This is a genomic window from Novipirellula artificiosorum, assembly GCF_007860135.1.
Taxonomy (GTDB): domain Bacteria; phylum Planctomycetota; class Planctomycetia; order Pirellulales; family Pirellulaceae; genus Novipirellula_A; species Novipirellula_A artificiosorum.
In genome coordinates this window covers 108,067-121,224 of the sequence record NZ_SJPV01000008.1, presented here as the reverse complement: position 1 = coordinate 121,224, position 13,158 = coordinate 108,067, and the positions used below count along the sequence as shown (strand labels likewise).

Sequence of the window (13,158 nt, the reverse complement as noted above, 5' to 3'; positions counted from 1 at the left end):
TGACGGATGCCAAATGTATTGATCGTCGATGACTCGCCAACGGCGAGACAGACTCTGGATGCGATTCTTACCTCGGACCCTGAAATCCGGGTCGTGGGGTTTGCTGTAGACGGACGGGAAGCGGTTGCGAAGACCAAGTTGTTGCGTCCGGATGTGATCACGATGGACATCAACATGGCGGACATGAATGGATTGGACGCAACGAAAGAAATCATGATCGACGTTCCAACGCCGATTGTCATCATCTCGGCAAGCGCTCGCGCTCGAGAAGTTGAAACAACGATGTTGGCACTTCGCGCCGGCGCGTTGACGGTGTTGGAGAAGCCGCTCGGACCTCTGCACCCCCATTTTGATGTTTTGGCAAAGGAGATCGCCGACACCGTAAAGGCGATGGCAGAAGTTGCAGTGATTCGACATCATCGCCGCGGGGTCACATCGCCAAAGGCCACCTCCCAGCGGGCCAGCGAGCAATCGACAATCAGAGCTCTTCCCCTTGACGACCCATCGTTACGTTCGAAGGTGATCGCGATCGTCGCTTCAACCGGCGGGCCACCGGCGCTGGCTAAAGTGCTTGGGGAGCTGCCGGTGGATTTTCCGATTCCCATTCTGCTTGTCCAGCACATCGTCCCGAGTTTCATTGAGGGGTTCGCTCGCTGGCTTGATGGTGTGATTCCGCTCCATGTAAAAGTCGCTTTGGACCACGAAAGCCTAATGCCCTCCACGGTTTACATCGCTCCGCATGGCCATCATCTAGGCGTGTCACGCGCAAAACGAGTTTGTCTGTCGGACTCTCCGCCGATGGACGGTTTCCGGCCTGCCGGAACTCACCTCTTCGCCTCGGTTGCTGAAACGTATCGAGAGAACGCTATCGGTATCATCATGACGGGCATGGGAAGCGACGGCGTGCTTGGCCTAAAACGCATCCATCATTTCGGTGGGTACACAATCGCCCAAGACGAATCCAGCTGCGTGGTTTTCGGGATGCCCAAGGCAGCGATTGAGCAAACCGTCATCAACCGGGTGCTTCCACTCGATGATATCGCCACGCATCTCCTTCAAATCGCGAAGGTGAATGCCTCGTGATTCCGCATCGAACCACAATGAGATGCTAAAGTTTGCGGGTATCCTGGTCGATCAGCATCGTTGTATTTGCGGTGAGCTTTGCCAATTCGGCACTCAAGTTGCTCAAATCCATCGCGGCCTGTTCAATTTGTTCCAGCGCTTTCGCGTTGTCTACCGCTACCGACTCGATGCTTGACATCGCTTCCTTCCATTGGATCGCACCGGATGCTTGCTCGCTTGCCGATTCCGAAATTTTCGTCGCGCTGCGTGCCGAATCTGAAATCGTTGTCAGCAAGCGATTGACCAAATGGCCGGTCTCTGCAGCGATATTGCCAGCTTCACCGGCAGCGATCGTGCCTTTTTCGGTCGACGCGACAGCCTCTCCAGTTGCTTTCAGGATTTCCGAGAGAATCCTGCGGACTTGTCCGGTCGCTTCTTTCGACTGGCCCGCTAGTTCCTTGACGGCTCTGGCAACAACCGCGAATCCTTGGCCGAGTTCGCCGGCTCGTGAAGCTTCGACAGCTGCGTTTAGTGCCAATACATTCGTCTGTTCGGCGATGTCATTGACGGTCGCGGTCATCTCACCAATTGCTTGTGCCCGCTCCGCGAGCGACAGAATCGTCTGGGCAGTCAACTCACTTTGCGTACGGACCGATTGGATCGCATGGATCGATTTTGACATTGCGTCGCGACCCTCTTGGGCCGCCGCTTCGGCTTGACTCGCTTCGATGACCATTTGGTTGGCCCGCTCCGAAGTCTGATGGGCAATCTGTGCGACTTCATAGACGGTTCCAGCGGTTTGCGAAACCGCAGCAACTTGTTCTTGCGACCCTCTCGCTTGGTTTGAGGTTGTTTCCAGAATGTCATCACTGGCCGCATTCAATCGACGTACGGCGTCACCCACAGCATGAAACAACCTGTCTCTCTCTTTTTGGGCAGCGAGCATTTCTTCCTGAGACGCGAGCGTTTTGCTCTGTGACAGAAGGGTTAGATTCTGAACACGCAACACGTCTTCCTGTTCCTTGAGGTGCTGCATCTTCTGCTGCAAATTGTTCGTCATCTGATTGAAAGCCGAAGCCAACTTTCCTATTTCATTGTTGCTTTTGACTGCCATGCGGTGATCAAAATCGCCTTGCCCAATCCGAGTGGTACCCTCGAGCACTTTGCCGATCGGTCGCGTTATCGAACGAGCAATCCACCAGCCCGTGGCTGCCACAATGAGGGTTGCAAGGATCGCGAGCCAAATGATCCGTCTCCGCAATTGAACGACGGGTGCGAAGACCGCCGAGTGCTTTCTCGCTTCCAACACCGTCCAACCAATCCCGCCAAGGTCGCCGTGGCCGCGTGAGATCGCGAAGGCGCAGAGCAGTTCTTCCCCCGTGTCCGGATCCATCAAGCTGGTCGTGAACTCGGTCGTGTCAGGGGCCAGCGTAACACCCGAAAAATACGCAGAACCGTCCTCTATTTCTGGTGTCGACACGTTAGAACTGCGGATGATGGCATGTTGACGATTAAACAAGATCAACTGACTATCAGTCTGACTGCGATGTTCCGTGTCGTCGACGATGTCCACCACTTCGCGAATGTTCATCACCGCCTTCAAGATACCCATCAGTTTGCCTTCATCGTCTACCGATCGCAAACAGAGATCAATCGAATACTGACCGGCACTGTTATCATAGGCGGCATCACCGATAAAGACCCCTTCGTCGGCGGTTTGTTGCCACCATAGTTCGTCGTCCTGTTGATAGTCCGATGTCCGGCTGGTCTGAGCAACATTGGCGCCGAAACGGTTCGTCAGGAAGACCTCGCCGAAAACCGGATAGCCCGCAGATTGATCAAGATCGATCAGTCGGTTTCGTAGATCCCGCGCCAAGTCGTTGTTCAACAACTGCTGCATCAGGCTGGTTTCGACACCGTCAGGCGTCGATTGCCACGCTTGATCCCGCTGATCGATCACTGCTTGCGGATCAGGCTGGGCAGCGAACTCTTCATTCGATTCCAACAGTGTTCTGCGAACGAGCTCGGACCTCAAATACGCCTGCCAGTTGGTGGCCCGGGTCTGAATGATCCAATCAATCTCATTCATGACCTCACGTGCGCGCGTGACGGAATTCGCTTCGATCGCATCGTGCAAACTAGCCTGGCTGACACTCGTTGCATAGATTCCAACCAGCCAGATAAGGGCTGCCGGTAGAGCAGTCGCTAGCAGTAGTTTGTAGACGATGCGCACGTTGATCTCGGGCTGGTGGTTCACTGCTATAAACGAGTATAATCGATCAAGACACTGCGATCACGCAAAATGGGTTCTGTCTGGCGGCATCTCACGCCATGGGGCTAGGCATCGGGAGCATGCTGAGCCGTCAATGATTCCAGTTCGTCACTGAGTTCTCTTAAGTTCTTCGCCGCCTGTTCGATTTGTTCGATCGAAGTGACATTTCGTGAGGCGACGTCTTCGATATCCTTCATGCTCTCGTTGAGCTGTTGAATGCCGATCATTTGCTGGCGGGCGGATGCCGAGATTTGTGTTGCGTTCCGTGCGGAATCGGTCAGCGTCTTGTTCAGTGACGCGATCGTTTCACCCGCTTGCTTTATCACCTGACTCGATTCCGTCACCGCCCCGGTCCCCCGTTCGGTGGCAAGTACCGAGTTATTGGTCGCCATTTGAATCTCACCCAAAATGTGTCGAACCTGTGCGGTGGCTTTTTTCGCCTCGCCAGCAAGCGACTTGACCTCGCTAGCGACCACCGCGAAGCCTCGGCCGTGCTCACCGGCACGCGACGCCTCGACGGCGGCGTTGAGCGCCAGCACGTTGGTTTGTTCCGCGATGTCGTTGACCGTCGCGGTGATCTCACCGATGGCTTGAGCCTGTTCTGCCAACGACAGAATGGTCTCGGCGATTGATTCGACTTCTTGTTGCAGAAGCCCCATCGCCTGAATCGAATTCTCGATCGCTTCGCGTCCTGCCCGCCCCACTTCGTCTGAGCGACGCGCCGACTCGGCGACCGCATCGGCCCGTTCGGCCGCCTGTTCCGAGGTCATCGCGACCTCGGCCATCGATGTCAGTGTTTGCGTGACCGCTGCGGCTTGTTGTTGTGTATCCGAGAGTTGGCTTTCGGTGGAGGACAAGATGTGACGGCTAGCCTCGGAAAGTCGATTGACTGCATTTCGGATGGCACCCGAAATCCGAAGCCGATCCGCTTCGGCCTGTTTTCGCTGAGTGATGTCTTGGAGCGTCGCGATCGTGAGCCGCTCACCCTGGTCTTCCATTCGGCTGACGCGCAATGCGATCGGGACTCGCTCACCCCCTTTGGTCACCGCCGCCACTTCTCGCTCGCCCCCATAGTGCCCGTTTGAGAAATCATCACCACGTCGACGATCCAATTCCGGCAGCAGTTGCGAAATGCTTCGGCCGATTGTTTCCTGGCGTCCATAACCCAACAAACGTTCCGCAGCGGCATTGAATCCATGAACATTCCCCCCTGGGCCGATGGTGATGATGCCGTCGGCCGTCGAGTTGAGAATGGCTTCGGTTTGACTCTGCTCGAGGGAAATATTTTGCAACGCCGTTCGCAGTGTCTCGACCATTTGGCTCAGTGCGGAAGCCAGTTGTCCCAATTCATCTTGAGAAGTGACGTCGATTTGCGATTGCATGGCTTCCGTGTCAGCCCCCGACTCGGCCTGCTGAGCGATGCGTGTGGCCGTGTTTTTTAACGCCTCGATCGGACGAAAAATCCGCCGTGCCGTCACCATGCCAATCAAGGCAACACAAAGCGTGACCAACGCAACGATCGCACCGTAAACCCACAACGCTGAAACGTACCGTTGTCGGGTATCGCGAATCTTTGCATCGGTCCATGCTTTGAGTTTCGTACCGACGTCGACGAACTGCTGTTGCTCCGCTTCAATGGCGTTGATGAAAGCTTCCTCGCGATAGTCCTCTCTCACTTTCTCAACCGTAAAATCCTTCAGCCGCACATACTCTTGCCAACTTGCAGCCAAATCCTTAAAGGCCGTTTTCCCTTGCAGGCTTCCAGAATCGGATGACCAAAGATCGATGGTTTCATCAAGCTGAGCGGTGACCGTCTGTTGCTGCTGATCGAAATCGAACTGTAGTTCCTCGTTGGGCGCGATCACCATCAACAAGCTAAGTTGACGGAGTTGGTTGAAGGGGCCCGAAATATCCAGCGTTGCACGCTGCACATTTTCTGCATCCGAAAAGGTAGATCGCGTGATCAGCATCCCGTAGATTCCCATCCCAATGAGCGTGATGACCGGGATGCAGACCAACAACAGCAACTTCAATAACAAAGCCCGTTTTCTCACGATCCACCTTCTTTGACTTGAATCCGGGTAATTTGGACCGGCTGTTTCATGGACTCGTCCATGGTTCCCTTGCGTAGCGACCAATGATCCGGAGTGACTTGGACCTTCCACAACGGAAAACAAGCCATCTTATAGGGCCGAAATACCACTTCTTTATTTACCGCAAAGACCTTGTGCGGTGTGGGCACGAACAACATGTAGGCCTCGTCGTAGGCGCGGCGCATGATCTTTCGTGAAATGTCAACGAACTCCGGAGTGCCGACGCTGGCGCGAAACATCTCTTCAATGTACTCGTCCATGATCGAATCGGGGTAAACCGTGCTCCAAACATTGTGGGTCCGGTAAACAAAGAATGCGGTGAACGGATGATTAAAAAACCAATCATCGTTTCCCCAAACAAGCAAATCCCATTGCTCCTCGTTTTGGCCGGCATTGGTCGACAAAAGAGGTTCGAAGATTTCCTTCTCGCTCAAAACGACTTTGACATCCAGTGTCACCCCAACGTATCCGAGCTGTGTTTCGATGCCTCGCCACATCGACAGAAAACGATCCTGCGTGAGTACCTTCAAACGTAAGCCCTGCAGGATGCGTTGCAGTTCCGCCCTCTTCCGCTGGGAGTAGGGGGATTCGACTTCAGAGTAGGGACGAAGTTTCTCAGCGACTTCCCGAACGCCGGGGAAGTGGGGCGACGCCAGCGTGGGCGACAACACGCCCTCGCGTTCAAAAGCAAAGACCAGCAAATTCTGTTGGTGGAGGGCCTCGTTCAAGGCACGCCGGACAGCCGTCTCGCGGAGACGCGGATTACCGTTGATCATGTTGATGTGGATCGCGATGTTGTCGTTAGACGGCGACACCACAAGCTTGGCATGAGGCGAAAGAATCGTCTCCACTTTATGTTCAGGCGGGATTGACGCAATGTCGACCATTCCTTCTTCATACAATGCGGCATTCTTCGCACGCAGCGTATCCAACTGAGTGTAAACCGTGATCGTCTCAACCTTCGGATAACTTGGGTCCCAGTAGTAGGGATTCGCTTTCAAGACGGCCTTGGGGCTATGTCGATCGCCTTCGATATATCCCTCGGTCAACTCATAGGGGCCCAAACCGTAAGGACCAGCCCGCGACAGATTCGGGCAACTGGCCTTTCCGTTCCAACCGCCGTTCAAATCGAGATACTCTTTCGTGTAGAACTGCATCCAAATCAGATCGTTCATGAAACAGCCGTACTTTTCCGTCAAATGAAACCGAACGGTTTCGTCATCGATCTTTTCGGCGAAGTCAAACACTTGATTGATCTTGCTGTACGTCACCGGTTGTTCCTTGAAGGCATCCATGTTCATGACGACGGCGTCTGCGTTGAAAGGCGATCCATCTTGAAACTTGACGCCTTGCCGCAGTTTGAACTCATAGGTCGTCTCATCAATTTGCTGATGAGAAACCGCCATGTCATACTCCCAACCCTGATCATGGTCCGAGGGTTTGATCAGGGCACCGTTGATCGAATGCGACGTGTACAGATAGGGCAAGCTGGGGATAAATACCTTGACGTGAGAACCCGCGACCACTTTCGAAAGCCCGCGTCGAGGAGCGTCGTCCGGCTTCAACTTGATCGGTTCAATTCGCTGCGGGTTCTCTTGTGCGTCCAGCCTGGCTGCGAAGACCGACAACAGGCAAACGCCAAGCAGACGAATCGCGGTCGAGTGGAGGACAGAGTGGAAGGACATGATTGTGAGTCTCGCTATTCACCAAGCGTGTAGTGAACCCAGCATTTGCACCACAGATCCGGTATCGCCACAGAATCGGTGTTACGGAATGATGCCTCCATTTTACTCGCATGCCGTAGACAATACATGGATTTGGATAAAAACGGCATTCGATCGGATGCTCATGATTCTCACATGAAAAACGCACTCGATGGTAACTTTCCCTCGGCGAAAGGCACCGTTCGCAAGCGGATGGCGATAGAATCGGTTCAACCGACTGAAACGCACGCGGGGCAGACTTCACGACGATTTCGCTTTCTCGGAGGATTTCCCTTGGCTTGTTGGGCGAGAAGCGGCAAGATGAACTCTCTGCCGCAGATGGTCGAGCGTGAATCACTCGGGATGGCCTGGACGATGCCTTTGTCGAGCACGACAACCTATACTGATTGACTGGACTGATTGACTAGCAGAGGCGTTGACGTCGCATCGAGGACTGCTGAAGAAATGAACTTGGCAGGAATGAGAGAGAATATCATGGGAAGAAATCTTTGCTGTTGGATCGTGCTCGCTTCGTTTGCGAGTTCCAACTCGGCTCTGGCACAGCCCGGAGCGGGGGATCAAGTCAAGAGTGAAGGTCAGCTGGTTCAGGATCTGAGCGGATATCGTTGGAAGCTCAAACGCATGCGTCCCGGTCAGGGGATCCGCGAGGGACTACACGAATTGCCCCAAGCGGACATTGAAACATTGGTTTGGATGCCAGCGCGAGTCCCGGGCGATGTTTACACGGACCTTTGGAAGGCCGGCGCTCTGGACGATCCCTACTTTGGCCGCAATAGCGTCAAGGCCCAGTGGGTGATGTACGACGAATGGTGGTACTCGTTGCAATTCAACGTCAGCGAAGATCTGTCCGGCAAGGTTGTGCGACTGGAATTCGACGGCGTGGATTACGGCTGTGAAGTCTGGCTCAACGGTCATGCCCTGGGACGCCACGAAGGGATGTTCTCGCCATTCTCCTTTGACGTCAGCCACCTGATTGATGCCGACAAAGACTGGCACAAGGGCCGTAACATGCTGATGGTCAAGCTGGATCCACCTCCTCAGGTCAATCACAAAGTGGCAGGGCTAAAGACGCCGTGGTTCGGTGATTACTGGCGAGACTTGGTGCCGTTTGGGATATGGCGTCCCGTGCGATTGGTTGCGACGGGGAAGGTTCGTGTCGACGACCTCTATGTCAAATCGAAGCTTAACGCAGACGGCTCAGCCGATGTTGAGGTTGAAGTGACGTTGGAAAATCATAGTGACCGGAATTGTGATGTTTCCCTACCGATCACACTGCAAGGCCAGAATTTCTCTGGTCCCCAACACACGGGCAAGATCCAGGCCAGCGTCGAACCGGGGCTGCAGACTTTGAAGACCTCGATTCCTATTGACCAGCCTGAACTCTGGTGGCCTTGGGATTTGGGGAAACCCAACCTGTACACAGCAAAACTGCGTGTCGAAGAAGGTGACGAGGTCCACGACCGGTCGAAAACGACGTTCGGTATTCGCCAAATCAAGATGGACTGGAATCCTGGTTTCACCAGGGACGAAGTCAGCTACCCGCGAACCGTCAAGCTCAACGGCAAGAATCACTTCATTCGATCGGCTTGCTGGGGTGGACCACCTGATATTTTTGTCGGACGCACGTCGCCCAAGGAATACAAGACGCTGATCGACTTGGCCAAGGCCGCCAACATGAACAACATCCGTATCTTTGGTTGGCACCCGCCGGAAATCCCCGAATTCTATCAATACTGTGACGAGGTAGGACTGACCGTCTGGCAAGACGTGATTCCGCTGGGGACCGCCAACATTTCGCAAGAGAAGGCCTTTGTCGAACGCATCTATGCCGAGGCCGAAGCGACGATCAAGGAACGTCGCAATCATCCCAGTTTGATTCTGATCGAAGGTGGCGAAGAGGCCTTCTTACGCGCGTCCGATCCGCAATTCACAAAACGATTTCTGGAAGAACTCGGACGTCGCTTGCAACAACACGTGGACCTCCCCTACGTTCCCGATTCACCGCTCACGTGCCCGATCGCTCAGAGCGTAGGTTATAAGCCGAAAGAGGCCGTCCATGCTCTTTCCTATTTCTATTCGATGGGAAAGTGGTTGATGGAGGATTGGTACAGCAGCCTGGATTTTCCGATTGTCCCGGAACTTGCCATCACCTCGGTGCCGTCGGTTGAGAGTCTCAAGAAGTTCATTCCCGAGGACGAACTCTGGCCGCCCGGCCCCAGTTGGGGGCATCATTGGGCCGATTTCCATCGGCTCCGGATGCAGAACTTTGATACGTTCGGGGACCAACGGACAGGTTCCTTGGAAGAATTCGTCGCTGCAACGCAGGACGCGCAGGGGACCATTTTCCAGCTGTCCGTGGAACACTTTCGCAGAGCGAAACCACGTTGCAGCGGCATCGCCCTTTGCCACTTCATTACCTATTGGCCCGATATGAAATGGGCGATTGTCGACAACTATCAACAGCCCAAACGTTCTTACCGCTATGTGCAGCGAGGTTATCAACCGTTGCTTGTGAACCTGCAATTTGATCGTCGCCGATGGAAGCAGGACGAAACCTTCATTGGCAAAGTATGGATCGTGAATGACACGTACCAGGAATACAATGACTGCAAGATCAAGTTAGAGGTGTTGGATGAAAACAGCACGCGATTGCACGAACAGAGCATGGAGGTCGCGCACATTCGCAAGGACAGCTCGAGCGAGTTGACGGAAATCCATTGGAAGATTGCCGGGCAAGTGGAAACACAATTCCACATCCAACTCTCGCTGTTGGATCGTGAAGGTGAGAGCCTCTCGCAGAACCAATACATGCTGCTGATTGGTGATCAGGCCGAAGCCAGAAATCGGATGAAGGCGATGGGCCAGGAAAAGAGTAGCAGCAACAATGTGTTTACGTACGGCAACTATTACCGCTACTTCCCCGACATGATCCAGCAGAACGACAACGATTGGCAAAGTCAGACTCAGATGCCACGTGCCGACCTGTCTGCACCCGAGTGACAAAAAGAAAAGCACACCCGAGGGCCTCGCTCGGCCCAACCGTCTGAGGACGATGGCCAACGACTCAGTGATCTGCGGACGCCTTCGGCTTGACGTTTACGACGGCACCTTGGCAGCTCGATCCACTGCCAGCAGTACAACCGAAACAGTGGCGGCCAGACATGATGGCCCGCGTGGAAAGCAACGCCGCGTCAAAATCGTGAATCGATTGGGGCATCCCCTGCTCCAGCCCGATGTTCAGCATTTGGTTGAAGTCACAATCGAATAGCCGGCCTTGCCAATCAACGGACAACATCGTACGACACATCACACCTTCGACGGTCAGCGGATTAAAGTTGTCGATCAGCGTCTGCAAGTACTCCTCAAGCTTGTTTGCCCGCAACAGGTCATCCAGAAATCGGCTGATGGGTAGATTCGTGATCGTGTGCAATTCCGAGAATACGATCTCGTAACGCGACTTCAACTCGCGACGATACGTCGCTTCCAACTCGTCTTGCTGTGGCGGCAGCGTCCTGCCGATCGGGTTATAAACCAGCGACAATTTGCGTCCCGATCCGGGAAGGCCGTAACCGAGCGTGTTGAGACGCCGCAAGGCGTCGATGGACCGTCGAAAAACACCGTTTCCACGCTGCAGATCACAGTTTTCTTCTAGGTAGCATGGCAGCGAGGCGACGACTTCGACGCCATGTTCCGCAAGAAATTCAGGCAAGTCTTTGAAACCCTTTGCCATCAAAATGGTTAAGTTACAGCGGTCGATCACACGGCGACCCAGCCGCGCGGCCTGCTCGACCAGCCAACGAAAATTCGGGTTCATTTCCGGCGCACCGCCAGTGATGTCGAGTGTCGAAATGTCGGTGGCTGCGAGCACGTCGATGACGGCTTCGGCCGTTTCACGCGACATGGCCTCACGGCGGTCCGGCCCAGCATCAACGTGACAGTGCGTGCAAGTCTGGTTGCACACTTTCCCAACGTTGATTTGCAATACCTCGATACCGGTCGCCCGCAACGGATCAAGCCCGCTGTCACGCAGTTTCTGGTCGAAGTAAGGTTGCCGTCGTGGCGTGAACTCACCCTCCAGGATTTCTCGCTGGACGGCTGCGTTGGCCAATTCCGCTTTCTGTCGAAGTAAGGTCAACTGCATCGATCAAAATTCCAGTTCAAGGGGGATTGGCTGGACTGCGCCACTTTTATCTTCCTACCAGCTCGAAGCTCGATTGGATCGGACGATCCCGTATCGGGATCCTTTTGTAACAGATTATACGGCGGGTCGCACACCGCCATTCGCTCGCCACGACGAGATGCGTGGCCGCGTCGTCGTCATGGACGACTTTCTCGGTTCGGAATCACCGGCGACCGTGATCGAACATCATAGAGTGTTGTTGTGCGGAGTTCGGATGACGAGATTGCGGACTTCCGTCATGTCGTCCATGGCGAAACGAACACCTTCACGGCCCAGACCGCTGTCTTTGACGCCGCCGTAAGGCATGTTATCGACTCGCCACGAAGGGACATCACCGACAATCACTCCGCCAACTTCCAACTCGTCCCAGGCGTATTGCATCTTGTAGAGGTCTCGTGTGAACAGGCCCGCTTGCAAACCAAACGCACTATTGTTTGCCTCGTTGATCGCATCTTGGAAGTTGCTGAATGGACGGAGTACCGCGACGGGACCGAATGCCTCTTGGCTGCAAACGGCCTGGTCGGTTGGGACATCTTCGAGCAGTGTCGCATCGAGCATGGCGGCGTCTCGTTTTCCGCCACAAAGAAGTTTCCCACCCGCATCGACCGCCGCTGTGATCCACGATGCGAGCCGAGCGGCTTCCGTCTCCGAAATCATAGGTCCAATGAAGGTCGCTTCATCCTTGGGATCGCCGGCCACCAGTTTGCGGGTGGCTTCGACGAGGCGATCACGCAGTTCGCTATAGATGCGTTCATGGGCCAAGATACGTTGAACACCGATGCAACTTTGGCCCGATTGATAGAAAGCGCCGACGATCAGCCGCTCCGTTGCGTCCTGTAAATCCGCGTCGGCGTCAACGATACAGGCCGCATTGCCTCCAAGTTCCAAGACCACTTTCTTTTTACCAGCACGAGCCTTCAAATCCCAACCGACTGCTGGTGAGCCCGTGAAGCTGATCAGCTTCAGCCGATCGTCGGTTGTGAACAAATCGGCTCCGTCACGGTGGCAGGGGAGAATCGAGAACGCTCCTTTGGGTAAGTCGGTTTCCGCGAGAACCTCACCGATGATCAAGGCGCCGAGAGGTGTGCGACTGGCAGGCTTCAAAACAAACGGGCAACCGACAGCGATCGCGGGAGCGATTTTGTGAGCCGCCAGGTTCAGCGGGAAATTGAATGGAGAGATGAACGAACAGGGTCCAATCGGCACCCGTTTGAACATGCCGCGATAGCCTCGGGCGCGAGGAGCGATTTCCAGGTTGATGACTTCACCGCCGATCCGCACCGACTCTTCGGCCGCGATACGAAACGTGTCGATCAAGCGGGCAACCTCGCCACGACTGTCCTTGATCGGCTTTCCCGCTTCGATGCAGAGCAACATGGCCAATTCATCAAACCGCTCCGTGAAACGCGACACACAGTGGTTCAACACAGCCTGGCGTTCATACGGTGGCATCCGGCGCATCGGCGTTGCCGCTTCGACCGCAGCTGCGATCGCTCGATCAATCGTCATGCTGTCTGCCATCGCAACGCGCGTGGCAACTTGACCCGTGTATTTGTCCGTGACCGCGAGTTCCGCGTTCGCGGCAATCGGCTCGTTCGCAAGGTAGTACGGGAACGTTGCGTTGAGTACTTGTGACACACCTACCCTCCTGTCTGTTTCCAAAAAATTTTGCACAACGCTCCACAACGAACATGGGGCGACGATGCGAGCAAGCCGAAGCGACTGGCTCCGATCACGATGATACTCGTTACGACATTTGCCGTGAAACCTTGGCCATGCTTCAGCGTCATGATGCGATCTCGTTTGCTCATGCGATACCCTAGCTGG

The 13,158-nt window shown here is 54.7% G+C and carries 9 protein-coding genes; 4 read left to right on the top strand and 5 right to left on the bottom strand.

The features are described from left to right. Positions 1-6: 6 nt before the first annotated feature. Complete coding sequence (gene cheB, locus Poly41_RS20955; protein WP_146528691.1) at positions 7-1,083, top strand: chemotaxis-specific protein-glutamate methyltransferase CheB; 1,077 nt, start codon at positions 7-9, stop codon at positions 1,081-1,083. A gap of 25 nt (positions 1,084-1,108) precedes the next feature. Here the strand turns inward: cheB and Poly41_RS20950 are convergent, their stop codons facing one another. From Poly41_RS20950 to Poly41_RS20940, 3 genes are all read right to left on the bottom strand, one after another. After that, positions 1,109-3,319, bottom strand: coding sequence for a methyl-accepting chemotaxis protein (locus Poly41_RS20950; protein ID WP_146528690.1), 2,211 nt, complete (start codon positions 3,317-3,319; stop codon positions 1,109-1,111). Positions 3,320-3,399: 80 nt separating this feature from the next. After that, on the bottom strand, positions 3,400-5,388 hold the full coding sequence (locus tag Poly41_RS20945; RefSeq protein WP_146528689.1) for a methyl-accepting chemotaxis protein: 1,989 nt from the start codon (positions 5,386-5,388) through the stop codon (positions 3,400-3,402). Continuing rightward, positions 5,385-7,112 (bottom strand): ABC transporter substrate-binding protein, encoded by a 1,728-nt coding sequence (locus Poly41_RS20940; protein WP_146528688.1) that lies wholly within the window; start codon positions 7,110-7,112, stop codon positions 5,385-5,387. Before Poly41_RS20940 ends, Poly41_RS20945 begins: the two co-directional genes overlap by 4 nt. A gap of 174 nt (positions 7,113-7,286) precedes the next feature. Here Poly41_RS20940 and Poly41_RS20935 point away from each other — a divergent pair, with 174 nt between their 5' ends. Next, a complete protein-coding gene (locus Poly41_RS20935; RefSeq protein ID WP_146528687.1) occupies positions 7,287-7,541 on the top strand; it encodes a hypothetical protein in 255 nt (84 codons plus the stop codon). A gap of 84 nt (positions 7,542-7,625) precedes the next feature. Next, positions 7,626-10,151, top strand: coding sequence for a glycoside hydrolase family 2 protein (locus Poly41_RS20930; RefSeq protein WP_146528686.1), 2,526 nt, complete (start codon positions 7,626-7,628; stop codon positions 10,149-10,151). A 64-nt stretch (positions 10,152-10,215) separates the two neighbouring features. On the opposite strand, the gene arsS is transcribed toward Poly41_RS20930, so the two are convergent. Both arsS and Poly41_RS20920 read right to left on the bottom strand, forming a co-directional pair. Beyond that, entirely contained in the window at positions 10,216-11,292 is a 1,077-nt protein-coding gene (arsS, locus tag Poly41_RS20925) for an arsenosugar biosynthesis radical SAM (seleno)protein ArsS (RefSeq protein WP_146528685.1), read from the bottom strand. Between the two features lie 225 nt (positions 11,293-11,517). Beyond that, complete coding sequence (locus Poly41_RS20920) at positions 11,518-12,969, bottom strand: aldehyde dehydrogenase family protein (RefSeq protein ID WP_146528684.1); 1,452 nt, start codon at positions 12,967-12,969, stop codon at positions 11,518-11,520. Between the two features lie 53 nt (positions 12,970-13,022). On the opposite strand from Poly41_RS20920, the gene Poly41_RS35440 reads away from it, so the two are divergent. Further along, positions 13,023-13,154, top strand: coding sequence for a hypothetical protein (locus Poly41_RS35440; protein ID WP_261344905.1), 132 nt, complete (start codon positions 13,023-13,025; stop codon positions 13,152-13,154). Positions 13,155-13,158: the final 4 nt, after the last annotated feature.

Coding starts and splice junctions, on each gene's coding strand:
- arsS (WP_146528685.1), bottom strand. CDS start 11,292: ATGCAGTTGACCTTACTTCGACAGAAAGCGGAATTGGCCAACGCAGCC.
- Poly41_RS20935 (WP_146528687.1), top strand. CDS start 7,287: ATGAAAAACGCACTCGATGGTAACTTTCCCTCGGCGAAAGGCACCGTT.
- Poly41_RS20930 (WP_146528686.1), top strand. CDS start 7,626: ATGGGAAGAAATCTTTGCTGTTGGATCGTGCTCGCTTCGTTTGCGAGT.
- Poly41_RS35440 (WP_261344905.1), top strand. CDS start 13,023: ATGGGGCGACGATGCGAGCAAGCCGAAGCGACTGGCTCCGATCACGAT.
- Poly41_RS20940 (WP_146528688.1), bottom strand. CDS start 7,112: ATGTCCTTCCACTCTGTCCTCCACTCGACCGCGATTCGTCTGCTTGGC.
- cheB (WP_146528691.1), top strand. CDS start 7: ATGCCAAATGTATTGATCGTCGATGACTCGCCAACGGCGAGACAGACT.